We start from the raw sequence: 23314 nt of genomic DNA, 5'->3' as shown, positions 1-23314 counted from the left end.
ACAAATAAACGAAAAGAAAGATAAGAAATAATGAAAATTGGTCAACGAATTATGCGCTTTGGCATAAAAAAATTAAGTATCGGAGTTGTATCTGTTGCAGTCGGCTTTGCATTTCTAGCTCCAGCTGGAATTTCAGCCAATGAACTAAAACAAGATGTAACATCTGAAGTGGCAACAAGAGTGCTAGATTCTAAGGAGGAATTGAGAGAGCCGGAAAATGTTGCTCCAAAACTAGAAACTCCTCTTAGAGAGGAGCCAAGACTAACTCCTCAAACGCTTCCAGAAGCAAGTGAAGTTCTTGAAAACAAAAGGGAAGAGTCAAAAGTAGAGATAACAGAGCCAGCTCAAGACTCACCTATTCATGCTCCTGTAGAAGAAACTAAAGAAGAAGTTGTGACAGAAAAACCAACAAATACTCGTTCTTTAACAGCAGAAGATTTGGTGAAGATTTCCAAAGGGGAATTGCATTTAGAAAATGATTTGATTGATGAATCTCTCTATGGTGAAAAAGTTCTTGATTTGGAAGGGGATGATGACCAAGATGGCATCAAAAACAAAGATGAACTTTATGTGTACAACAAAGATGGTAAGGATTATCTAGGATATAACAGTCATCCCTTGCTAGCAGACAGTGATGGGGATGGTTTGGCAGATGGAGAAGATGACAATAAGAAAGAATGGTATGTCACAGACCGTGATTCTCTTCTCTTTATGGAGTTAGCTTATCGAGACGATGATTATATTGAGAAAATTTTAGATCATAAGAATCCTTTCCCTAGTCTCTATCTTGACCGTCAAGAATACAAACTTATGCACAATGAATTGGCTCCTTTCTGGAAGATGAAAAAAGCCTACCATACAGATAGTGGCTTGGATGCTTTCTTATTTGAGACCAAGAGCGACCTTCCTTATCTCAAAGATGGAACGGTACACATGTTGGCTATTCGTGGAACGCGAGTTAATGACGCCAAGGATTTAAGTGCAGATTTGGTTTTATTAGGTGGAAATAAACCAGCTCAAGCGGATGATATCCGCAAGGTTGTTGGGGAATTAGCCAAGGATACAAGTATTACCAAGTTGTATATGACAGGTCATTCTCTTGGAGGCTACCTAGCTCAGATTGCAGCGGTTGAAGCTTACCAAAAATATCCTGATTTTTATAATCATGTATTGAGAAAAGTGACGACTTTCAGTGCTCCTAAAGTGATTACTTCCAGAACTGTTTGGAATGCTAAGAATGGTTTCTGGGATGTTGGTTTGGAAAGCCGTAAATTAGCTGTTAGCGGAAAAATTAAGCATTATGTGGTTGATAATGATAATGTTGTGACTCCATTGATTCATAATGATCGTGATATTGTTACATTTACAGGTAATTCACGATTTAAACACCGTTCTCGTGGCTATTTTGAAAGTCGAATGAATGATATTCCTAACTTTAATATTGGTAAACGAGCTACCTTGGATAAACATGGTTATCGTGATCCGAAATTGGATAAAGTGCGATTCTTTAAGAAACAGGCTCTGCCTCAATCTTCTAGTCAACCAAGCGCTGAACCAATGGAAAATATTGCCTTAGGAAAACAGGTTACTCAAAGTTCGACAGCTTTCGGAGGAGATGCTAGAAGAGCTGTGGATGGCAAAGTTGATGGTAACTATGGCCACAATTCTGTCACTCATACCAACTTCCAATCCAAGCCTTGGTGGCAAGTAGATTTGGCTAAAGAAGAAACCATTCGCCAAATCAATATTTACAACCGAACAGACACTGCTCAGGATAGATTGGCAAACTTTGATGTCATTCTTTTAGATAGTTTTGGTAAAGAAATTGAGAGAAAACGCATAACATCTCTTAAAGATGTGTCAGCACAAATTGCAATTAACCATAAAAAAGCGCGCTATGTTCGAATTGAGCTAGAAGGCTATAATGCCCTCAGTCTTGCAGAAGTCCAAGTATATCGTGCTGAGAATATCGCTTGGAAAAAACAAGCTAAGCAAAGTTCTACTGATTTTGGTGGAGATGCTAGTCGTGCCTTGGATGGCAATACCAATAGTAGTTATAGTCAACAATCTATCACTCATACTAAGTTTGAAAATCAACCTTGGTGGGAAGTTGATTTAGGTCGTACAGAACAGGTTGGGCTTGTCCGACTTCATAACCGTGGGGATGGAGAACTTTCTAAACGTCTGTCAGACTTTGATGTGATTTTATATGATGAAAAAGGGAAAGAAGTTGCTAGACAGTATGTTTCTAAACTTGACGGAACGAGCTTGGATGTTCAATTAAATGGGAAATTGGGGCGCCGTGTTCGTGTGCAACTACGTAAGAACAATCAAGCCCTCAGTCTTGCAGAAGTAGAAGTTTTCCGCTTTATAGCTACGAATGGTGAGACGGCGACACAAGTTTCTAAGCCAGTTCAACCAATCAGTCAGGCTCCTGTGAAGAATAAAACATTGACAATTCAACATAGTGGAGCTTACATTGCTCGCTACTCTATAACTTGGGAAGAAGTTACAGTAGATAAAGATGGAAACCAAGTTGTTCGTAGTCGTTCTTGGGAAGGAAACGGTCGCAACCAGACTGCAGGTTTTGTTCTCAACCTCCCAATCAAAGAAAATATGAGAAATCTGCGAATTAAGATTGAGAAAAAGACAGGTCTACTATGGAATAGATGGCAAACAATCTATGAAAACAGACCAATTTTAGCTCAACCCCACCGTAAAATTACCCATTGGGGAACAACATTAAATTCTAAGATTTCTGATGACGATGTCTTGTAAAAAATCCTACTATTTAATAATGAGATGATTTAGTTTATAAGAGAAGTACTACCTGAGCTTGAATAGAACTCAGGTAGCTCTCTGTGAAAGAACAAAATTAATACTCAATGAAAATCAAAGAGCAAACTAGGAAACTAGCCGCAGGCTGCTCAAAGCACTACTTTGAGGTTGTAGATATAACTGACGAAATATACGGCAAGGCGACGTTGACGTGGTTTGAATTTTATTTTCGAAGATTATAAACAGAAAGGTAGAGCGCGTGTTTGGATTTGAACACGAGTAGAAATTCGTACCTATAAGATGCTTGGAACAGATGTTGTCGGAATGTCAACTGCTCCTGAAGTTATTGTTGTAGCCTACTCAGGTTTGAAACTTCTAGGAATTTTATGTATTACTAATTATACTACTTGTTTCAAAGAAAAGATTAACCACGAAGAGGTTATAGAAGTGACTGAGTGTGTTAAAGGTGATTTTAAAGGATTACTGAAAGCCATTTTTGCTGAATTATTACTATGTTAAAAGAATTGAGGAGTATTTTTCAGAAAATCCCTTATAATCTTAAATTATTCCTAGCAGTCATTTTGCAAGGAATAGTTTCAGGTTTATCTGGTATTTTTCTACATTATCTTTTAAAGATGATAGAGGGGATAGCTTTTGGTCAATCAGAGCATCAAACTGTATTCTTGACAGATGGAGTTTCCTCGTCGCGGATAGGATTAAGTTTAATAATCGTGGGTGTCAGCTCATCCTTAGTCTGGTATTACTTGCAAAAAAAATCACAGATTTTTTCCATTAAAGCACAGATGAAGGATGAGACTTCACAATACAAACTTCATTTTTTAAAACAGCTATTTCATTCAATTTGGCAAATTATTGCAGTTGGAGGGGGAGCACCTATTGGTAAAGAAGCTGCGCCACGAGAGATTGGAACTCTATTTGCAGGACCAATTGGAAAAATATGTTCTCTCTCTAAGAAGGATCAAATCTTTCTCCTTGCTTGTGGTGCGGGTGCTGGTTTAGCAGCTGTCTACCAGGTTCCATTAACAAGTGTCTTCTTTGTTTTTGAAACTCTAGGAATTGCTCTATCTATTAAACGATTTATCTTAGTCGGTTTGACTACCTATGTGTCAACCTATACAGCAGGCTTGGTTATTTCAGATCATGCTCTCTACAAGATTCCATCCATCGCATGGTCATTAAAGGAAATGTGGATTATTCCCTTATTACTTCTTTTCTTAACCCCACTAGCATGGTTTTTTGGTCGCTTAAGTAAAGAAGTGTCTTCAAACAGGATAAAAGATAAACGAGTACTTCTCACATTGCCTACAGCTTTTCTTTTTCTTGCTGGGTTGGCAAGTTATTTTCCACATCTACTTGGAAATGGACGTATGATGGCTCAGGAAGTATTGAATGGTAGCAATGGCAAAACAGTATTCCTCTTGTTTATCCTAAAAGCACTGGTCGTTCTTATTACTCTGTGGGCAGGGGCCTATGGTGGTACACTTACGCCATCTTTTGCCTTGGGGATGGCTGGAGCTGCTCTTTTTGGAATGATTCTAGGTGGGGATAGCCAGCCAAGTATTTTGCTTTTGGGATCGGTTTGCTTTTTGTCTGTGACCTTGAGGGCTCCCTGGTCTGCAACTGGATTAGTAATAGGCTTCACTGGGCTAGCTTTAGATTCTCTTCCGTATCTCTTAGTAACAGCTATTTTAGCCTATGAATTTGCAAAAATATTAGACAGTTTTTCTTGGGCTAATATACTGTGTCAGAAGTCAAAGAATAGAGTAATAAGATAGAGAATGACCGTTTCTTCGAATCAAAGATTTATCTTAAAAGATTAAAAACTATTGTCAATTTATCAATAACTGTCTGAAATAAAAAAGAAGTAGGATTATTGGAATCTTGATTGAATCCGATTTTTCCTAGCTATGAAATATAAAAAAAGAAAGGTAGAGCGCGTGTTTTGATTTGAACACGAGCGGAAAACTTTTCTAAAAACTTAGAAAGGAAGGGGAGTTCGGGTTTGAATTGAAGCCGGTCTAATCTTCTCAATATCATCAAAATTAAGAAAGAAAGGAATTGAACCCACCCTAAAAGCAGTGGGAAAAAGATAGTTGGTCTAGCGAGCATCGCTCACTGCACCCAACCCCTATTTTCCCTTTGCTTTTTGACGGGTTTAGTATCTTATATTATGTCTATCCATATTGCTGCTCAGCAGGGTGCAATTGCTGATAAAATTCTTCTTCCTGGGGATCCTCTTCGTGCTAAATTTATTGCGGAGAATTTCCTTGAAGATGCTGTTTGTTTTAACGAAGTGCGTAACATGTTTGGTTATACTGGTACTTACAAGGGTCACCGTGTATCTGTCATGGGAACTGGGATGGGAATGCCATCTATTTCGATTTATGCGCGTGAGTTAATTGTTGACTACGGTGTGAAGAAATTGATTCGTGTGGGAACTGCGGGTTCTTTGAATGAAGATGTTCACGTCCGTGAATTGGTTTTGGCGCAGGCAGCTGCAACCAACTCAAACATCGTCCGCAATGACTGGCCACAGTACGATTTTCCACAAATCGCTAGCTTTGATTTGCTGGACAAGGCCTACCATATCGCTAAAGAACTCGGTATGACCACCCACGTTGGGAACGTTTTATCATCTGATGTCTTTTACTCAAACTACTTCGAAAAGAACATCGAGCTTGGTAAATGGGGAGTCAAGGCTGTGGAAATGGAAGCAGCAGCTCTGTACTATCTTGCTGCCCAACACCATGTTGACGCGCTTGCTATCATGACCATTTCTGATAGCTTGGTCAATCCAGACGAAGACACAACTGCAGAAGAACGCCAAAATACCTTCACCGATATGATGAAGGTTGGTTTGGAAACCTTGATTGCAGAATAATTATAGTCAAAAAAGGAAGCCCTTCTTTATGAATTGGAGGACTTCCTTTTCTTATCTAGAAATTGATCTAGATCTCTTTGATTTCGAAGAATAGTGACTTTATGTGAGTATTCTTGGCAAAGTTTTTGGTATCTTTCCTTAGCATTTTTTGTTCGCCCATCCCAGAGAATCCATCTGATAAACTCCCAATTAAATTGTTCTTGATAACCAGCTGCCATGCTTTCTCTGACTTTTCCTCGGTATGTGAGGTAACGTTTAAAGGCTCGAAAGAGACAGGTCAATGGGGAAAAATTAAGAAAGATGATTTGGTCAGCTTCCTGCATTCTTTCCTCGTAATAGCACCAAGAATAATTACCATCAATCACCCAATCAGAATGTTCGGTGAGAAAGTTTTTCATCTCGGTTAACATCCAGTCACGGTCACTGTCTACCCAGCCTGGTTGAAATTGGAGTGTGTCCATATGAAGTTTGGGAATGGAGTAGTAGTTAGATAATTTTTCTGCCAGAGTTGACTTACCAGCTCCAGAATATCCGATAATTGCAATTTTCATTTTCTACCTTTTCCTATTTGAGGACAAAAAAACAGCCTCTATGGACTGTTTCTTATTTAGCAAGTTTAGCTGAAAGACGAGCTTTGTCGCGGCTTGCTTTGTTTTTGTGAATCAAACCTTTAGTTTCTGCTTTATCGATAGCTGAGCTAGCAGCACGGAAAAGTTCTTCAGATGGGTTTGCTTCGAAAGCTTTGATAGCAGTACGCATAGCTGATTTTTGAGCTGAGTTCTTTTCGTTTTGTTTAACGTTCAATTCAGCGCGTTTGATAGCTGATTTAATGTTTGCCAATGTTCTTACCTCCATATTTACTAACTATACCATTATATCTGAAAACTTACGTTTTGACAAGGGAAAATTATTTTTTTAAGTAAATTTCATCGATTTCATGGTTCTTTGTTTTATGAAGAATCACTTCCGCACGATTTCTGGTCGGTTCAATATAATTTTGTAGATTTGTGAGATTGATACTGGTCCAAACCTGATGGGCAAAGGACTCCACTTCCCCAATCGGCATCTGAGTAAAACGATAATAGTAGCTATCAGGGTCGTTTTGGGCTAGACTCAGCATTTTCAAGAAACGATCGAGATACCAACTCTCGATGTCATCCACTGCAGCATCAACATAGATGGAAAAGTCAAAGAAGTCAGTAATATAGAGACGCTCGTTTTGTGGATTTTGAAAGACATTAATCCCCTCGACAATCACAAAGTCAGCAGCTTTGATACTTTGTTTTTCCTCAGGTACGATGTCGTAGACTTCATGCGAGTAGACAGGAATATTCACATCTTGTCCATTTTTGATGCGGTCCAAGAAGTTGAGAAGAGCTTCCATATCATAGCTTTCAGGAAATCCCTTACGATTTAAAATCCCCTGCTCAATCAAGGTCTGGTTGGGATAGAGAAATCCATCAGTTGTTACCAATTCAACCGTAGCACCTGTAAGCGTACGGGACAGTAGGGTTTGCAATAGGCGACTGGTTGTGGATTTTCCAACGGCAACACTCCCAGAAATCCCAATGATAAAAGGCTGGGATTTGCTTTCACGTTGAAGAAAAATCCCTTTTGAAAAGGCTAAATCATCCTTGGTACGCTTGTAAATCTGGATGAGATGGGCTAGGGGAAGATAGACATCGGTAACATCCTGCAAGCTAATCTGGTCATTAAAACTCTTGATGGATTCTAACTCTTCCTCTGTCAAAGGAGGTGTTGTCTTTCGATGTAAAGATTGCCAAGTTTGGCGGCTGATTTTTTCAAAATGTAAAAATTCGTTGGTCATATGTTTTCCTCTAGGTATTTTGTTTATCATACCATAAAAAGCTAAAAAAATAAAGCGTTTTCTTGAATGTGGTAAGTCAATAGTATATAATATAAGTAGATAGAGGATGAACAATTTATTGATGAAGTAGGAGATAGTTTCTACTGATTTATAAGCTTATAAAGGGGGCTTTTGGGTTTATAACTTATAGGAGGTGTACTATGAAAATCTTGAAACGTTACCTATTGGAACTCTGTTTTATTTTAAGTTTTGCCTTACCTTTTATAAAAGGAGCTAATGCGGATAATGGTAGACGCTTTGTGGAAATCTATTACGGTTTTACTTTTTTGATGGAGCATGCTATTGTAACAGTTGTCTTTATCTGTTCGCTCTTGATTGCTTTCTTCCTAAAAAACGATGGGCGAAATGGCTTGCTGCTGGAAGTTATCTATTCTTGATTTTATGGATTGCGACAGAGGGTTATTTCTTCCGCATGTCACTAGAAGATTTGATACGACTTTGGACAAGTTTGGAAATCCTGACACAAACTTATCAGTTGGGCTTTTATCTAAATATTTTGTTGGGAATTTTGTTGATAATTAAGTATCTGAAGGTTAAGCAATCGTAATAAAAATGCGCCTGATGATAGACAATAAATTTGTTGTTTTATCATGGCAATGATAGCTGTAGTCCTAGATGAAATACAAGTTGCTTATAAAACTTGAAAGAGATTGAAGGGGAGCTATTGTAACGCAACTTCCTTCAATCTTTTTGTCTCATTCTGGATATGTAAACGATTTACAATTCGATCCAAAATATGATAGAATAGGGTTATGAATAAAATGTACTATGCAGAAAATCCTGACGCTGCTCACGATATTCATGAGTTGAGAGTAGAGTTGTTGGGACAAAAAATGACCTTTTTGACGGATGCGGGTGTTTTTAGCAAGAAGATGGTTGACTTTGGAAGTCAACTTTTGCTCAAGTGTCTGGAGGTCAACCAAGGAGAGACTGTCCTTGATGTGGGCTGTGGTTATGGGCCTTTGGGCTTGTCCTTGGCTAAGGCTTATGGAGTTCAGGCGACCATGGTCGATATCAACAATCGTGCCTTGGATTTAGCTCAGAGAAATGCTGAAAAAAATAATGTAAAAGCGACGATTTTCCAGTCCAATATCTATGAACAAGTTGAAGGGAAATTTGACCATGTCATTTCCAATCCTCCTATCCGTGCAGGCAAGCAAGTGGTTCATGAAATCATTGAGAAAAGCAAAGATTTCTTGGAAACTGGTGGGGATTTGACAATCGTTATCCAGAAAAAACAAGGGGCTCCAAGTGCCAAGTCCAAGATGGAGGATGTGTTTGGAAATTGTGAAATCGTCAAAAAAGATAAGGGATATTATATCCTTAGAAGTGTGAAAGAATGAGAACAGTTGATTTAATCCAAAAAAAACGAGACGGGCAAGAACTGACTTCAAGTGAAATTGAATGGCTGGTAGAAGGTTATGTGTCAGGAACTGTTCCTGATTATCAGATGTCTGCCTTTGCTATGGCTGTCTATTTCAAAGGAATGACGACTCGAGAAATATCTGATTTGACCATGAAAATGGTTCAGACAGGGCAAGAGTTTGATTTATCCGCTATTGATGGGGTTAAGGTTGACAAGCATTCTACTGGGGGTGTTGGTGACAAGGTGACCTTGATTTTAGCTCCTCTTGTTGCTAGCTTCGGTGTACCTGTGGCAAAAATGAGTGGTCGTGGTCTCGGCCATACTGGTGGAACAATTGATAAATTGGAGTCCATTAAGGGTTATCAAGTAGAACGTAGTCAAGAGGACTTTATTGGACAGGTGCAGGATATTGGAGTATCTGTCATTGGGCAATCAGACCAGCTGGTTAAAGCAGATAAACTTCTCTACGCCCTCCGTGATGTGACTGCAACTGTCGACACGATTCCTTTGATTGCGAGTTCAGTCATGAGCAAGAAAATCGCGGCAGGGGCGGATGCTATTTTGCTAGACGTGACTGTCGGTGAGGGTGCCTTTATGAAGACGGTTGATGAGGCGCGTGAATTGGCTCAAACCATGGTGGAACTTGGTAAGGCAGTTGGTAGAAAAACGGTAGCAGTGATTACCGATATGAGTCAGCCCTTGGGACGAGCGATTGGCAATCGTCTGGAAATCCTTGAAGCATTGGAGATTTTACAAGGGCAAGGCCGTCAGGATATTACCCACTTCATCTGTGAATTGGCTCAAATTATGCTTGGCCTGGCAAATGTAAACAAGACAGTTGAAGAAGTTCGCCAACATCTTGAAAATGGACAAGCGCTGGCTAAGTTTGAGGAGATGGTCCAAGCCCAGTGTGGGGACTTGGAAGACCTCTACCGTCCTGTCAATGTTGCCCATGTGGTGGAAATCCCTGCCCAGGAAACGGGTATTATCTCATCTCTTCCAGCAATGGAATTTGGGCTTTATGCTATGAGACTGGGGGCAGGCCGTGCAGTCAAGTCTGATGCCTTGGACTATGAAACAGGAATTGTTTTTGAAAAGAAAGTTGGAGATTCCGTTCAAAAGGGAGAAATTGTTGCAAAAGTATACACAAATGGAAAAATTTCTTCTCAGCTAGTTACAGATTTTCAAAAATATGTTAAAATAAATGATAGAGTGCAAAGTTTACGAGAAATTATAGAAATTATCTCATAAACCGCAGGAGAATCCGAATATGAAATTAAATAAATATATTGATCATACGCTTTTAAAACAAGATGCGACAGAAAATCAAATTGATTGTTTGTTGTCTGAAGCTAGAGAGTATGATTTTGCCAGTGTTTGCGTTAATCCGACCTGGGTTGAACATGCTAAAAAAGGGCTTGAAGGCACAGATGTCAAGGTCTGTACAGTAGTAGGTTTCCCTTTGGGAGCAACAACTTCGGTTGTGAAAGCTTTTGAAACCAAAGAAGCTATCCAAAATGGGGCTGATGAGATTGATATGGTGATCAATGTTGGAGCTCTCAAATCAGGTAATTTATCCTTGGTTGAGTCTGATATTCGAGCAGTAGTGGAAGCAAGTGATGATAAGTTAGTGAAAGTCATTATTGAAGCTTGCCTACTGACAGACCAAGAAAAAGTTTTGGCTTGCCAATTGGCCCAAAAAGCGGGAGCTGATTTTGTTAAAACATCTACTGGCTTTTCAACTGGTGGTGCGACGGTAGCAGATGTTACATTAATGCGTGAAACAGTTGGACCTGATATGGGAGTCAAGGCTGCTGGTGGAGCTCGTTCTTATGCAGATGCTCTTGCCTTTGTGGAAGCAGGGGCGACCCGTATCGGAACTTCAGCTGGGGTAGCAATTCTAAAAGGAGAATTGGTAGATGGCGACTACTGAGTTGATAGAACTAGCAATTGAAACCAGCAAGAAAGCCTATGTGCCCTATTCTCACTTTCCAGTTGCTGCTGTTCTAGTGACGAAAGATGGTAGCACTTATACAGGTGTCAATATCGAGAATGCTAGCTATTCTTTGACCAACTGTGGAGAACGTACAGCGATTTTTAAAGCAGTTTCTGAAGGTCAAAGAGAATTTTCAGAATTGATTGTCTATGGACAGACTGAAAAACCAATTTCACCATGTGGTGCTTGTCGCCAAGTGATGGCTGAATTTTTTGAACATGATTTAAAAGTGACCTTAGTCGCAAAAGATAGATCGACGGTCGAGATGACGGTCGGGGAGTTACTTCCATACTCTTTTACAGACTTAAACTAGTCTGAGTCGCTCTCTGAGTGGCACGGTCCTTGTGGCCAACCAATCCATACTTGCAACATCGTTGCACATCTTATTTAGGAGGTTCAGTAATGAACAAGAAACAATGGCTAGGCCTTGGTCTAGTTGCAGTGGCAGCAGTTGGACTTGCTGCATGTGGTAACCGCTCTTCTCGTAACGCAGCTTCATCTTCTGATGTGAAGACAAAAGCAGCAATCGTCACTGATACTGGTGGTGTTGATGACAAATCATTCAACCAATCAGCTTGGGAAGGTTTGCAAGACTGGGGTAAAGAACACAATCTTTCAAAAGATAACGGTTTCACTTACTTCCAATCAACAAGTGAAGCTGACTACGCTAACAACTTGCAACAAGCGGCTGGAAGTTACAACCTAATCTTCGGTGTTGGTTTTGCCCTTCACAATGCGGTTGAAGAAGCAGCTAAAGAACATTCTGACTTGAACTATGTCTTGATTGATGATGTGATTAAAGATCAAAAGAATGTTGCGAGCGTAACTTTCGCTGATAATGAGTCAGGTTACCTTGCAGGTGTTGCAGCAGCTAAAACAACTAAGACAAAACAAGTTGGTTTTGTAGGTGGGCAGGAGTCAGAAGTTATCTCTCGTTTTGAAGCAGGATTCAAGGCTGGTGTTGCGTCAGTAGACCCATCTATCAAAGTACAAGTTGACTACGCTGGTTCATTTGGTGATGCTGCGAAAGGTAAAACAATTGCAGCCGCACAATACGCAGCCGGTGCAGATATTGTTTACCAAGTAGCTGGTGGTACAGGTGCTGGTGTCTTTGCAGAAGCAAAATCACTCAACGAAAGCCGTCCTGAAAATGAAAAAGTTTGGGTTATCGGTGTTGACCGTGACCAGGAAGCAGAAGGTAAATACACTTCTAAAGATGGTAAAGAATCAAACTTTGTTCTTGCATCTACTTTGAAACAAGTTGGTACAACTGTAAAAGATATTTCTAACAAGGCAGAAAAAGGTGAATTCCCTGGCGGTCAAGTGATCGTTTACTCATTGAAAGATAAAGGGGTTGACTTGGTAACAACTAACCTTTCTGAAGAAGGTAAAAAAGCTGTCGAAGATGCAAAAGCTAAAATCCTTGATGGAAGCGTAAAAGTTCCTGCAAAATAATGGATGGAAGTTATTTCTTAGGAAGCGGCCATCGGCCGCTTTTTAAGAGTTGAGACAAAGTCATTTTGTCTCAGTAAAGCTTGCTACTAGACAAACTAGCAAGTTTTATTGAAATAAAATAAGACTCTGAAAGGAAGAGCACATGGCACACGAAAATGTCATTGAGATGCGTGATATTACCAAGGTGTTTGGTGAATTTGTTGCCAACGACAAAATCAACCTGCACCTACGAAAAGGTGAAATTCATGCACTTTTAGGAGAAAATGGGGCTGGAAAGTCCACGCTCATGAACATGTTAGCAGGGCTTCTTGAACCAACTAGTGGTGAAATCGCGGTCAACGGTCAAGTTGTCAACCTCGACTCCCCATCTAAAGCAGCTGGCTTGGGAATCGGAATGGTTCACCAGCACTTTATGTTGGTAGAGGCTTTCACGGTGGCTGAAAACATTATTTTAGGAAGTGAATTGACTAAAAATGGTGTGCTAGATATCGCTGGAGCTAGCAAAGAAATCAAGGCTCTTTCTGAACGTTATGGCTTAGCTGTGGACCCTTCTGCCAAGGTGGCAGACATCTCAGTTGGAGCCCAACAACGTGTAGAAATTTTAAAAACCCTTTATCGGGGAGCTGATATTCTTATTTTTGACGAACCAACGGCTGTTTTGACTCCATCAGAAATTGAGGAGTTGATGGCTATTATGAAAAATCTTGTCAAAGAAGGAAAATCAATTATCTTGATTACCCACAAGTTGGACGAGATTCGCGCAGTTTCTGACCGCGTTACAGTTATCCGTCGTGGCAAATCAATTGAAACCGTCAAAATTGCAGGGGCTACTAATGCTGATTTGGCAGAAATGATGGTAGGACGTTCTGTTTCCTTTAAAACAGAGAAACAAGCATCTCAACCAAAAGAAGTGGTCTTGTCTATTAAAGACTTGGTGGTTAATGAAAACCGCGGTGTTCCAGCTGTTAAAAATCTGTCCTTGGATGTTCGTGCTGGAGAGATTGTTGGTATTGCGGGGATTGATGGGAATGGTCAGTCTGAACTGATTCAAGCCATCACAGGTCTTCGCAAGGTTGAATCTGGAAGCATTGAGCTAAAAGGAGATTCAATTGTAGGCTTGCACCCACGACAAATTACAGAACTAAGTGTTGGGCACGTTCCAGAAGACCGTCACCGTGATGGTTTGATTTTAGAGATGATGATTTCTGAAAATATTGCCCTTCAAACCTACTACAAAGAACCACATAGTAAAAATGGAATTTTGAACTATTCAAATATTACTTCTTATGCTAAAAAGCTAATGGAAGAGTTTGATGTTCGTGCTGCCAGTGAATTTGTTCCTGCAGCTGCACTCTCAGGAGGAAATCAACAAAAAGCAATTATTGCTCGTGAAATTGATCGTGATCCTGATCTTCTTATCGTCAGTCAGCCAACTCGTGGGTTGGATGTCGGTGCCATTGAATATATCCACAAGCGCTTGATTGAAGAGCGTGATAATGGGAAGGCTGTCCTTGTTGTCAGCTTTGAATTGGATGAGATTTTAAACGTCTCAGACCGTATTGCCGTTATTCATGATGGTAAGATTCAAGGTATTGTGTCACCAGAAACAACCAATAAACAAGAACTTGGTGTCTTGATGGCTGGTGGAAACTTGGGAAAGGAGAAGAGTGATGTCTAAAAAATTACAACAAATTTCGGTTCCCTTGATTTCTGTCTTCCTAGGAATTTTACTTGGAGCCATTGTCATGTGGATCTTCGGTTATGATGCTATTTGGGGCTACGAAGAATTGTTCCATACAGCCTTTGGTAGTTTGCGTGGAATTGGAGAAATCTTCCGTGCCATGGGGCCTTTGGTCTTGATTGGTCTTGGTTTTGCCGTTGCCAGTCGTGCAGGTTTCTTTAACGTCGGACTTCCTGGTCAGGCTTTGGCAGGTTGGATTCTCAGTGGTTGGTTTGCCCTGTCGCATCCAGATATGCCTCGTCCATTGATGATTCTAGCAACCATCGTGATTGCCTTGATTGCTGGTGGGATTGTCGGAGCGATTCCAGGAATTCTGAGAGCCTATCTAGGGACGTCAGAGGTTATCGTAACCATCATGATGAATTACATTGTCTTGTATGTAGGGAATGCCTTTATCCATGCTTTCCCTAAAGACTTCATGCAAAGTACAGATTCGACCATTCGTGTTGGGGCTAATGCAACCTACCAGACACCTTGGTTGGCTGAGTTGACTGGTAACTCGCGGATGAATATTGGTATTTTCTTTGCTATCATTGCCGTTGCAGTTATTTGGTTTATGCTCAAGAAAACAACCCTTGGTTTTGAAATCCGTGCGGTTGGTCTTAATCCACATGCTTCAGAATATGCTGGTATTTCTGCCAAAAGAACGATTATCCTCTCAATGATTATTTCAGGTGCCTTGGCAGGTCTTGGTGGAGCTGTTGAAGGTCTGGGAACCTTCCAGAACGTTTATGTTCAGGGATCGTCATTAGCTGTTGGATTTAACGGGATGGCGGTTAGTCTGCTTGCGGCCAACTCACCAATTGGTATTCTCTTTGCAGCCTTCCTATTTGGTGTTCTCCAAGTTGGAGCCCCTGGTATGAATGCGGCGCAGGTACCGTCTGAGCTTGTCAGCATTGTAACGGCGTCTATTATCTTCTTTGTCAGTGTTCATTACCTTATCGAGCGCTTTGTCAAACCGAAAAAACAAGTTAAAGGAGGTAAGTAAAGATGTCTATTACAACCTTGCTCACCCTCTTGGTGTCTTCTATGCTGATTTACTCAGCACCCCTCATCTTTACAAGTATTGGCGGTGTTTTCTCTGAACGTGGTGGTGTGGTAAACGTTGGCCTTGAAGGAATTATGGTTATGGGTGCCTTTTCTGGAGTCGTCTTTAACCTTGAATTTGCAGAACAATTTGGAGCAGCAACTCCATGGCTATCTTTGCTTGTAGCAGGATTGGTAGGGGGAATCTTTTCTATCATCCACGCAGCAGCGACGGTTCATTTCCGTGCAGACCATGTTGTCAGCGGTACAGTATTAAATTTGATGGCGCCTGCCTTGGCTGTTTTCTTGGTTAAAGTTCTTTATAACAAAGGACAAACCGACAACCTAAGTCAAACTTTTGGACGCTTTGACTTCCCAGTCTTGGCAAATATCCCAGTTATTGGTGATATCTTCTTCAAGTCAACAAGTCTGCTAGGTTATATCGCGATTGCCTTCTCGTTCCTTGCTTGGTTTATCCTCTTCAAGACCCGTTTTGGTCTTCGTCTCCGCTCTGTCGGTGAACACCCTCAAGCAGCGGATACCTTGGGAATCAATGTCTACAAGATGAGATATTTAGGGGTTATTATTTCCGGTTTCCTAGGTGGAATTGGTGGAGCGATTTATGCTCAATCAATCTCAGTTAACTTCTCAGTAACAACTATTGTTGGACCTGGATTTATCGCCCTTGCTGCGATGATCTTCGGAAAATGGAATCCAATCGGAGCCATGCTATCTAGTCTCTTCTTTGGACTTTCACAAAGTTTGGCTGTTATCGGCTCTCAATTGCCGTTCCTACAAGGAGTTCCTGCGGTTTACCTTCAAATCGCACCTTATGTTTTGACCATTCTTGTCTTGGCAGCCTTCTTTGGAAAAGCAGTTGCACCAAAAGCAGATGGTATCAACTATATCAAATCAAAATAAGCATACAAAAAACGTCAGTTCTGTTCAAACTGGCGTTTATTTTTTAGAATTTTGATGGGTTAAGTTTAATCCCCAAGGAACAAGATTTTCAGTCTTATTCTGGATACGTGTGATATTATCCTTATGCCGAATGATAATCAAACTAGCCAGTGCTAGGATAATAGCGATGAATAGAGGATCATAATTGCTCAGGATAAAACCAAAAAGTGGAAAGAGTAGAACTCCGATAACAGCTGCGATAGATGCTGTGACACTGGAAAGTGAAATCATACTACCAAGATAGAGGGTTCCAAAGAAAACAACCGCAAGGTAGAGGCAGAAAACAGGCGCAAATCCGAAAATCACTCCAGCACTGGTTGCGACAGCCTTACCACCCTTAAATCCTGCAAAGATAGGGAAAGTATGTCCAATGACAGCCAAAAGTCCAAAGATGAGAGGCGAAACGCCTTGTAGATGAAACATAATCGGAAGAAGCGTTGCTAGGGTTCCTTTGAAAAAGTCAATCACAAAGGTCACCATACCTGCTTTCTTACCTAAAATGCGGAAAGTATTGGTTGTTCCAGTATTTCCAGAACCATGCTCGCGCAGATTGATTTGAAAGAATACTTGTCCAATCCAGAGACCAGACGGAATCGAACCCAGCAGATAAGCTAGGATTAATAAAACTATTGTCATCATACTCCTATTATATCATGAAATGGAAAAGAAAGGCAGAGAATCACTTCTGAAATTGTCACATCGGAGAAAGAAAAATTTTGCAAAATCCTTAGAAAACCTGTAGAATAGTAAAGATGAACGAATAGGAGGTTCCTTGTGTCAAAAAAGGAAATCAATATTAATAATTATAATGATGATGCCATTCAGGTGCTAGAAGGGTTGGATGCGGTCCGAAAACGTCCAGGGATGTATATCGGATCGACTGATGGGGCTGGTCTCCACCACCTAGTCTGGGAAATCGTCGACAATGCTGTCGATGAGGCCTTGTCTGGATTTGGTGACCGTATTGATGTGACCATCAATAAAGATGGCAGTTTAACGGTTCAAGACCATGGTCGTGGGATGCCGACAGGTATGCACGCTATGGGGATTCCAACGGTTGAGGTTATCTTTACCATTCTTCACGCAGGAGGAAAATTCGGTCAGGGTGGCTACAAGACATCAGGTGGACTTCACGGGGTGGGTTCTTCCGTTGTTAATGCCCTTTCTAGCTGGCTAGAAGTTGAAATCACCCGTGATGGCGCAGTTTACAAGCAACGTTTTGAAAATGGTGGCAAACCTGTTACGACTTTGAAGAAAATCGGTACAGCGCCTAAGTCTAAGACAGGTACCAAGGTTACCTTCATGCCTGATGCGACTATCTTTTCTACGACAGACTTCAAGTACAATACCATTTCAGAACGTCTCAATGAGTCAGCCTTTCTCTTGAAAAATGTGACCTTGTCTCTGACAGATAAGCGAACAGATGAAGCGATTGAATTCCACTATGAGAATGGGGTACAAGACTTTGTTTCTTATCTGAACGAAGACAAGGAGACCTTAACGCCAGTTCTTTACTTTGAAGGTGAGGATAATGGCTTTCAAGTGGAAGTAGCTCTCCAGTACAATGATGGATTTTCAGATAACATTCTCTCCTTTGTCAATAACGTTCGTACCAAGGACGGCGGAACGCATGAAACAGGACTCAAGTCTGCCATTACTAAGGTCATGAATGACTACGCGCGTAAGACGGGGCTTCTCAAGGAAAAAGATAAAAACCTTGAAGGGTCAGACTATCGTGAGGGGCTAGCGGCCGTTCTTTCTATCTTGGTTCCTGAAGAACACCTTCAATTTGAAGGCCAGACTAAGGACAAACTGGGGAGTCCACTTGCTCGTCCGGTTGTGGATGGCATTGTGGCGGATAAGTTGACCTTCTTCCTTATGGAAAATGGAGAATTGGCTTCTAACCTCATTCGCAAGGCTATTAAGGCCCGTGATGCTCGCGAAGCGGCACGTAAGGCGCGTGATGAGAGCCGAAATGGGAAGAAAAATAAAAAAGACAAGGGCTTGCTGTCTGGGAAATTGACCCCAGCCCAGTCTAAGAATCCTGCTAAGAATGAACTCTATCTGGTTGAGGGGGACTCTGCCGGCGGTTCTGCCAAGCAAGGTCGTGACCGCAAGTTCCAGGCCATCTTGCCTCTTCGTGGTAAGGTTATCAATACAGCCAAGGCCAAGATGGCGGATATTCTCAAAAATGAAGAAATCAACACGATGATTTATACCATCGGTGCAGGTGTGGGAGCAGACTTCTCCCTTGAAGACGCCAACTATGACAAGATCATTATCATGACCGATGCGGATACTGATGGTGCCCATATCCAGACCTTGCTCTTGACATTTTTCTACCGTTACATGCGTCCTCTAGTCGAGGCAGGTCATGTCTATATCGCCCTTCCACCTCTTTACAAGATGTCAAAAGGTAAAGGCAAGAAAGAAGAAGTGGCCTATGCTTGGACGGACGGAGAGCTAGAAGAACTCCGCAAGCAGTTCGGTAAAGGCGCTACCCTCCAACGATATAAAGGACTTGGTGAGATGAATGCAGATCAGCTCTGGGAAACAACCATGAACCCAGAAACTCGTACCCTCATCCGTGTCACAATCGAAGACCTAGCCCGCGCCGAACGCCGCGTCAATGTCCTCATGGGCGACAAGGTCGAACCACGCCGTAAGTGGATTGAAGACAATGTCAAGTTTACGCTGGAAGAAGCGACAGTTTTTTAAGTTAGTTTTTAATGAATGGGTATAAACATGAGAACTGAAACAGAAATGCTCGATGTAATTTTAAAGACTGCTGAAACCTTACAAGTCGCGGCTGTCGCCATGTCTGGTTCACGGACTGATACAAAAGTCTCAAAAGATGAATTTCAAGACTATGACGTAGTCTATGTTATAGAGAATCTGGACGAGCTGATTACAGATTTATCTTGGTTGGACCAGTTTGGCAAACGCGTTATCGAGCAAGAGGTTGCTCTTGACCATCGTCGTCTAAATCTTATGCTTTTTGAAGATGGTAATCGCATTGATTTGACCCTCTGCCCTAAAGAACACATGAAAGAATGGGTAGATAGCGAGTCGAAATTCATAGTTTTAGAAGATGAGAAGAGCCTGTTTGAGTCATATTATCCCAGTCCAAAGCGTTTCTGGATACATCCAGCTACTGAGACAGATTTTAAAAATTCCTGCAATGAATTTTGGTGGGTGTCAGCCTACGTGGTCAAAGGAATCTGTCGTAAGCAAGTCATCTATGCCACTGACCATCTCTACGGCATTTGTCAACAAGAATTCTTGAAAATTTTGGCTTGGCAGGTAGCAAGTGATAAGGGAAAAGTAGACGTCGGCAAGAATTATAAATATCTCTTTAACTATTTACCTGCTGAGAAAGAGAATGAATTCTCAAATCTTCTTGATTTCTCAAGTTTAGACAAAATCACTCAGTCTTTGTTTGCCACGATGCAACTTTTCCACAAAGAAGCTCAATCTCTTGCTCAAAAGCTGGGCTTTGCCTACGATAAGGAAGTGGCTGAGAAGATGATTGAGTATGCTGAGGAAAGAGTGAAGAAGTTTGGGAATAATTGGAAAAATGAAAAAGCGAGAGGAGAAGACTCATGATTGAAAAAGTGGAACGCCTCATTACAGAGATTAATCGTATTCATCGAGAATATTCTAAAGATTATTTTGAAACGGGTAAGGTGGAAAAAATCAATCTCAAGCATACATTTTCAAAAGTTCCGACTAAAGCGATTTTGGCCTACCGTCTGAATTTACATGAGTCAATTAATGATTATCTGATGAAAGCAGATGTCCAAGATATTGCCTATGTTTATCGTGTCAAAACTTCTGAGTCTATTTTAGATAAAATTACACGTTTTTCAGAGCGTCAAGAGGGATATCCTGTGAATTCTATTCTTAATGATATTTTTGGTGCTCGTATGATTTTAAGTTCCAAAGAGATTGCTCAAGTCATGGAGGAATTAGATGATTGGCAAGAGCTGTACGGACTAAAAAACTGGTATTTACGTGATAAAGATGGCTATGTCGGTATTCATATCTATTTTAAAAATAAAAGTAATTTTTACTACCCATGGGAACTCCAACTTTGGGATAAGAAAGATGTAGATAGTAATATCGCCAGCCATATCAAGTATAAACGAGGATTTGTGGAGTAGACATTTCAAGTGGAAATGGCGATACAGGAATTGGATGAAACTCACTTACTCTATATTTTTTCTTTTTCCATAAAAAATACACTACATTCTTCGAAAGGAATTGAACATGCCCTAAATGCTGTGTGAAAATTCCTTAATACTAACCGAATTAATAAATTTTAAACACTTTAAACTACAGAAAGGATAGTTTGGTTACTTATAGTAACTGAACACGGGACTAAGACTTAGAAAAAAGAGAAATTGCCTTGGGTTCATTGAATCCTTGCATCGATTTCCTATTTCTCTATAGAAATTTTCGGCAAGCCGAATCGTCCCTTTGTATCTTAACTGAACACCTTTTCTGTAAAAACCTACTCTACATTCTTTGAAAGGAGTTGAACACGCCCTAAATGACGCGTGAAAAAGACAAATTCTCTGGTGAGCTTGCTTACTTCAAGAATTTTCTATTTTCACTTGATATTTTACGGGCTCTGTATCCTATATGAGTAACATTCAAAACATGTCCCTGGAGGACATCATGGGAGAGCGTTTTGGTCGCTACTCCAAGTACATTATTCAAGACCGGGCTTTGCCAGATATTCGTGATGGCTTGAAGCCGGTTCAGCGTCGTATTCTTTATTCTATGAATAAGGATGGCAATACCTTTGACAAGAGCTACCGCAAGTCGGCCAAGTCTGTCGGTAACATCATGGGGAATTTCCACCCACACGGGGATTCTTCTATCTATGATGCCATGGTCCGTATGTCACAAGATTGGAAAAATCGTGAGATTCTAGTTGAAATGCACGGTAATAACGGTTCTATGGACGGAGATCCGCCTGCGGCTATGCGTTATACTGAGGCACGTCTGTCTGAAATTGCAGGCTACCTTCTTCAGGATATCGAGAAAAAGACTGTTCCCTTTGCTTGGAACTTTGACGATACGGAGAAAGAGCCGACAGTCTTACCAGCAGCCTTTCCAAACCTCTTAGTCAATGGTTCGACTGGTATTTCGGCTGGATATGCCACAGACATTCCACCGCATAATTTGGCTGAGGTCATTGATGCTGCGGTTTACATGATTGACCATCCAACTGCCAAAGTTGACAAACTCATGGAATTTTTACCTGGACCAGACTTCCCGACAGGAGGGATCATCCAAGGTCGTGATGAAATTAAGAAGGCCTACGAAACTGGGAAAGGGCGCGTGGTTGTTCGTTCCAAGACTGAGATTGAAAAGCTAAAAGGTGGTAAGGAACAAATCGTTATTACTGAGATTCCTTATGAAATCAACAAGGCCAATCTGGTCAAGAAAATCGATGATGTTCGTGTCAATAACAAGGTGGCAGGCATTGCTGAGGTTCGTGATGAGTCTGACCGTGATGGTCTTCGTATTGCGATTGAGCTCAAAAAAGACGCTAATACGGAGCTCGTTCTCAACTATCTCTTCAAATACACAGACCTGCAAATCAACTACAACTTCAACATGGTGGCGATTGACAATTTTACACCTCGTCAGGTTGGGATTGTCCCAATCTTATCTAGCTATATCGCCCACCGTCGTGAAGTGATTTTGGCTCGTTCCCGATTTGACAAGGAAAAGGCTGAGAAGCGTCTCCATATCGTCGAAGGTTTGATTCGCGTGATTTCGATTTTGGACGAGGTTATTGCTCTTATCCGTGCATCTGAGAATAAGGCTGACGCCAAGGAAAATCTCAAGGTCAGCTATGATTTTACAGAGGAGCAGGCTGAGGCTATCGTAACCTTGCAACTGTATCGTTTGACCAATACCGATGTGGTTGTCTTGCAGGAAGAAGAAGCAGAACTTCGTGAGAAGATTGCTATGCTTGCTGCGATTATCGGTGATGAACGGACCATGTACAATCTCATGAAGAAAGAACTTCGTGAGGTCAAGAAGAAATTTGCAACTCCGCGTTTAAGTTCTTTAGAAGACACTGCGAAAGCAATCGAGATTGATACAGCTAGTCTTATCGCCGAGGAAGATACCTATGTCAGCGTGACCAAGGCAGGTTACATCAAGCGTACCAGTCCACGTTCCTTTGCGGCTTCCACTCTGGAAGAAATTGGCAAACGTGATGACGATCGTTTGATCTTTGTACAATCTGTCAAGACCACCCAGCATCTTTTGATGTTCACAAGTCTTGGGAATGTCATTTATCGACCAATCCATGAATTGGCAGATATTCGCTGGAAGGATATCGGAGAGCATCTGAGCCAGACCATTACAAACTTCGAAACGAATGAAGAAATCCTTTATGTGGAAGTAGTGGATCAGTTTGACGATGCGACAACCTACTTTGCAGCCACTCGTCTCGGTCAAATCAAACGGGTAGAGCGCAAAGAATTCACTCCATGGCGGACCTACAAGTCTAAGTCTGTCAAGTATGCTAAGCTCAAAGACGAGGCAGACCAGATTGTAGCAGTGGCTCCGATTAAACTAGATGATGTTCTTTTGATTAGCCAAAATGGTTATGCCCTGCGTTTCAATATTGAAGAGGTTCCGGTTGTTGGTGCCAAGGCGGCAGGTGTCAAAGCTATGAATTTGAAAGAAGATGATATTCTCCAATCCGCCTTTATCTGTAACACCCCGTCCTTCTATCTCTTGACCCAACGTGGAAGTTTAAAACGTGTTTCTATTGAGGAAATTCCAGCAACCAGTCGTGCCAAACGCGGACTACAAGTCTTGCGTGAGTTGAAAAATAAACCGCATCGTGTCTTCTTAGCAGGAGCAGTTGCAGAACAAGGCTTCGTTGGTGACCTCTTTAGTACAGAAGTGGACGGGAACGACCAAACTCTGCTTGTTCAATCCAACAAAGGAACAATCTATGAAAGCCGATTGCAAGACTTGAACTTGTCAGAACGCACTAGCAATGGAAGCTTCATTTCTGACACGATTTCAGATGAAGAAGTTTTTGATGCTTATCTTAAAGAAGTATTTACTGAAACTAAATAAGTGAAATGAAGAATCAGTTCTAAGAGCTGGTTCTTTTTATTGAAGAAATTTTCTGAAAATTACAAAATATACTTGCTATTTTAGAA

The 23314-nt window shown here is 41.1% G+C and carries 19 protein-coding genes and 2 pseudogenes; 17 read left to right on the top strand and 4 right to left on the bottom strand.

Going from position 1 to position 23314, the window contains the following annotated elements; all coding sequences use genetic code 11:
- The first annotated feature begins 30 nt into the window (after positions 1 to 30).
- The 4 genes and pseudogenes from HT722_RS10645 (at position 31) to deoD (ending at position 5680) form a co-directional block, all read left to right on the top strand.
- The gene (locus tag HT722_RS10645) at positions 31 to 2778 is read left to right on the top strand and encodes a thiol-activated cytolysin C-terminal domain-containing protein (RefSeq protein ID WP_173277454.1); all 2748 of its coding nucleotides are present in this window, start codon (positions 31 to 33) and stop codon (positions 2776 to 2778) included.
- A 282-nt stretch (positions 2779 to 3060) separates the two neighbouring features.
- Positions 3061 to 3297, top strand: a pseudogene (locus tag HT722_RS02850) (purine-nucleoside phosphorylase); the annotation flags it as partial.
- Entirely contained in the window at positions 3291 to 4574 is a 1284-nt protein-coding gene (locus HT722_RS02845; protein ID WP_173277452.1) for a chloride channel protein, read from the top strand. The pseudogene HT722_RS02850 and the gene HT722_RS02845, both read left to right, overlap by 7 nt.
- A gap of 395 nt (positions 4575 to 4969) precedes the next feature.
- On the top strand, positions 4970 to 5680 hold the full coding sequence (gene deoD / locus HT722_RS02840) for a purine-nucleoside phosphorylase (protein ID WP_173277451.1): 711 nt from the start codon (positions 4970 to 4972) through the stop codon (positions 5678 to 5680).
- A 26-nt stretch (positions 5681 to 5706) separates the two neighbouring features.
- On the opposite strand, the gene HT722_RS02835 is transcribed toward deoD, so the two are convergent.
- The 3 genes from HT722_RS02835 to coaA form a co-directional block, all read right to left on the bottom strand.
- On the bottom strand, positions 5707 to 6231 hold the full coding sequence (locus HT722_RS02835) for a DNA topology modulation protein (RefSeq protein ID WP_173277449.1): 525 nt from the start codon (positions 6229 to 6231) through the stop codon (positions 5707 to 5709).
- Positions 6232 to 6283: 52 nt separating this feature from the next.
- Positions 6284 to 6520, bottom strand: a complete 237-nt coding sequence (gene rpsT, locus HT722_RS02830) for a 30S ribosomal protein S20 (RefSeq protein WP_001274000.1) — start codon at positions 6518 to 6520, stop codon at positions 6284 to 6286.
- A gap of 67 nt (positions 6521 to 6587) precedes the next feature.
- A complete protein-coding gene (coaA, locus tag HT722_RS02825) occupies positions 6588 to 7508 on the bottom strand; it encodes a type I pantothenate kinase (RefSeq protein WP_173277447.1) in 921 nt (306 codons plus the stop codon).
- Positions 7509 to 7708: 200 nt separating this feature from the next.
- Between coaA and HT722_RS10710 the strand changes: the two are divergent.
- The 9 genes and pseudogenes from HT722_RS10710 to HT722_RS02780 all read left to right on the top strand — a co-directional run bounded on the left by HT722_RS10710 (position 7709) and on the right by HT722_RS02780 (position 16073).
- Positions 7709 to 8115 (top strand): annotated as a pseudogene (locus HT722_RS10710) (hypothetical protein).
- 205 nt (positions 8116 to 8320) lie between these two features.
- Positions 8321 to 8911, top strand: coding sequence for a class I SAM-dependent methyltransferase (locus HT722_RS02815; RefSeq protein WP_345789570.1), 591 nt, complete (start codon positions 8321 to 8323; stop codon positions 8909 to 8911).
- Positions 8908 to 10185, top strand: coding sequence for a pyrimidine-nucleoside phosphorylase (locus tag HT722_RS02810; protein WP_173277445.1), 1278 nt, complete (start codon positions 8908 to 8910; stop codon positions 10183 to 10185). The genes HT722_RS02815 and HT722_RS02810 overlap by 4 nt, the downstream gene beginning before the upstream one ends.
- A gap of 19 nt (positions 10186 to 10204) precedes the next feature.
- Complete coding sequence (gene deoC, locus HT722_RS02805) at positions 10205 to 10867, top strand: deoxyribose-phosphate aldolase (protein WP_173277443.1); 663 nt, start codon at positions 10205 to 10207, stop codon at positions 10865 to 10867.
- A complete protein-coding gene (locus tag HT722_RS02800) occupies positions 10854 to 11243 on the top strand; it encodes a cytidine deaminase (protein ID WP_173277441.1) in 390 nt (129 codons plus the stop codon). Before deoC ends, HT722_RS02800 begins: the two co-directional genes overlap by 14 nt.
- Before the next feature lie 89 nt (positions 11244 to 11332).
- On the top strand, positions 11333 to 12385 hold the full coding sequence (locus HT722_RS02795) for a BMP family protein (protein ID WP_173277439.1): 1053 nt from the start codon (positions 11333 to 11335) through the stop codon (positions 12383 to 12385).
- Positions 12386 to 12527: 142 nt separating this feature from the next.
- Positions 12528 to 14063, top strand: a complete 1536-nt coding sequence (locus tag HT722_RS02790; protein WP_023940958.1) for an ABC transporter ATP-binding protein — start codon at positions 12528 to 12530, stop codon at positions 14061 to 14063.
- The gene (locus HT722_RS02785; RefSeq protein WP_173277437.1) at positions 14056 to 15114 is read left to right on the top strand and encodes an ABC transporter permease; all 1059 of its coding nucleotides are present in this window, start codon (positions 14056 to 14058) and stop codon (positions 15112 to 15114) included. The genes HT722_RS02790 and HT722_RS02785 overlap by 8 nt, the downstream gene beginning before the upstream one ends.
- A gap of 2 nt (positions 15115 to 15116) precedes the next feature.
- On the top strand, positions 15117 to 16073 hold the full coding sequence (locus HT722_RS02780; protein ID WP_000029119.1) for an ABC transporter permease: 957 nt from the start codon (positions 15117 to 15119) through the stop codon (positions 16071 to 16073).
- Between the two features lie 36 nt (positions 16074 to 16109).
- Here the strand turns inward: HT722_RS02780 and plsY are convergent, their stop codons facing one another.
- Positions 16110 to 16751 (bottom strand): glycerol-3-phosphate 1-O-acyltransferase PlsY, encoded by a 642-nt coding sequence (plsY, locus tag HT722_RS02775; RefSeq protein ID WP_173277435.1) that lies wholly within the window; start codon positions 16749 to 16751, stop codon positions 16110 to 16112.
- A gap of 135 nt (positions 16752 to 16886) precedes the next feature.
- On the opposite strand from plsY, the gene parE reads away from it, so the two are divergent.
- The 4 genes from parE to parC all read left to right on the top strand — a co-directional run bounded on the left by parE (position 16887) and on the right by parC (position 23228).
- Positions 16887 to 18830 carry a DNA topoisomerase IV subunit B gene (gene parE / locus HT722_RS02770; RefSeq protein WP_054392735.1) on the top strand — a complete coding sequence of 648 codons (1944 nt, stop codon included), beginning with the start codon at positions 16887 to 16889 and terminating at the stop codon, positions 18828 to 18830.
- Positions 18831 to 18857: 27 nt separating this feature from the next.
- Positions 18858 to 19718, top strand: coding sequence for an aminoglycoside 6-adenylyltransferase (locus HT722_RS02765; RefSeq protein WP_173277432.1), 861 nt, complete (start codon positions 18858 to 18860; stop codon positions 19716 to 19718).
- Positions 19715 to 20275, top strand: coding sequence for a GTP pyrophosphokinase (locus tag HT722_RS02760; protein WP_173277430.1), 561 nt, complete (start codon positions 19715 to 19717; stop codon positions 20273 to 20275). The genes HT722_RS02765 and HT722_RS02760 overlap by 4 nt, the downstream gene beginning before the upstream one ends.
- A gap of 481 nt (positions 20276 to 20756) precedes the next feature.
- Entirely contained in the window at positions 20757 to 23228 is a 2472-nt protein-coding gene (parC, locus tag HT722_RS02755; protein ID WP_173277428.1) for a DNA topoisomerase IV subunit A, read from the top strand.
- Positions 23229 to 23314: the final 86 nt, after the last annotated feature.

The sequence above is a fragment of the Streptococcus sp. 53 genome, assembly GCF_013276565.1.
GTDB lineage: Bacteria > Bacillota > Bacilli > Lactobacillales > Streptococcaceae > Streptococcus.
Note: the sequence above shows the minus strand (reverse complement) of the source record. Positions and strands in the feature narration are given on the sequence as shown.

Coding starts and splice junctions, on each gene's coding strand:
- HT722_RS10645 (WP_173277454.1), top strand. CDS start 31: ATGAAAATTGGTCAACGAATTATGCGCTTTGGCATAAAAAAATTAAGT.
- HT722_RS02845 (WP_173277452.1), top strand. CDS start 3,291: ATGTTAAAAGAATTGAGGAGTATTTTTCAGAAAATCCCTTATAATCTT.
- deoD (WP_173277451.1), top strand. CDS start 4,970: ATGTCTATCCATATTGCTGCTCAGCAGGGTGCAATTGCTGATAAAATT.
- HT722_RS02835 (WP_173277449.1), bottom strand. CDS start 6,231: ATGAAAATTGCAATTATCGGATATTCTGGAGCTGGTAAGTCAACTCTG.
- coaA (WP_173277447.1), bottom strand. CDS start 7,508: ATGACCAACGAATTTTTACATTTTGAAAAAATCAGCCGCCAAACTTGG.
- HT722_RS02815 (WP_345789570.1), top strand. CDS start 8,321: ATGAATAAAATGTACTATGCAGAAAATCCTGACGCTGCTCACGATATT.
- HT722_RS02810 (WP_173277445.1), top strand. CDS start 8,908: ATGAGAACAGTTGATTTAATCCAAAAAAAACGAGACGGGCAAGAACTG.
- deoC (WP_173277443.1), top strand. CDS start 10,205: ATGAAATTAAATAAATATATTGATCATACGCTTTTAAAACAAGATGCG.
- HT722_RS02800 (WP_173277441.1), top strand. CDS start 10,854: ATGGCGACTACTGAGTTGATAGAACTAGCAATTGAAACCAGCAAGAAA.
- HT722_RS02795 (WP_173277439.1), top strand. CDS start 11,333: ATGAACAAGAAACAATGGCTAGGCCTTGGTCTAGTTGCAGTGGCAGCA.
- HT722_RS02790 (WP_023940958.1), top strand. CDS start 12,528: ATGGCACACGAAAATGTCATTGAGATGCGTGATATTACCAAGGTGTTT.
- HT722_RS02785 (WP_173277437.1), top strand. CDS start 14,056: ATGTCTAAAAAATTACAACAAATTTCGGTTCCCTTGATTTCTGTCTTC.
- HT722_RS02780 (WP_000029119.1), top strand. CDS start 15,117: ATGTCTATTACAACCTTGCTCACCCTCTTGGTGTCTTCTATGCTGATT.
- plsY (WP_173277435.1), bottom strand. CDS start 16,751: ATGATGACAATAGTTTTATTAATCCTAGCTTATCTGCTGGGTTCGATT.
- HT722_RS02765 (WP_173277432.1), top strand. CDS start 18,858: ATGAGAACTGAAACAGAAATGCTCGATGTAATTTTAAAGACTGCTGAA.
- HT722_RS02760 (WP_173277430.1), top strand. CDS start 19,715: ATGATTGAAAAAGTGGAACGCCTCATTACAGAGATTAATCGTATTCAT.
- parC (WP_173277428.1), top strand. CDS start 20,757: ATGAGTAACATTCAAAACATGTCCCTGGAGGACATCATGGGAGAGCGT.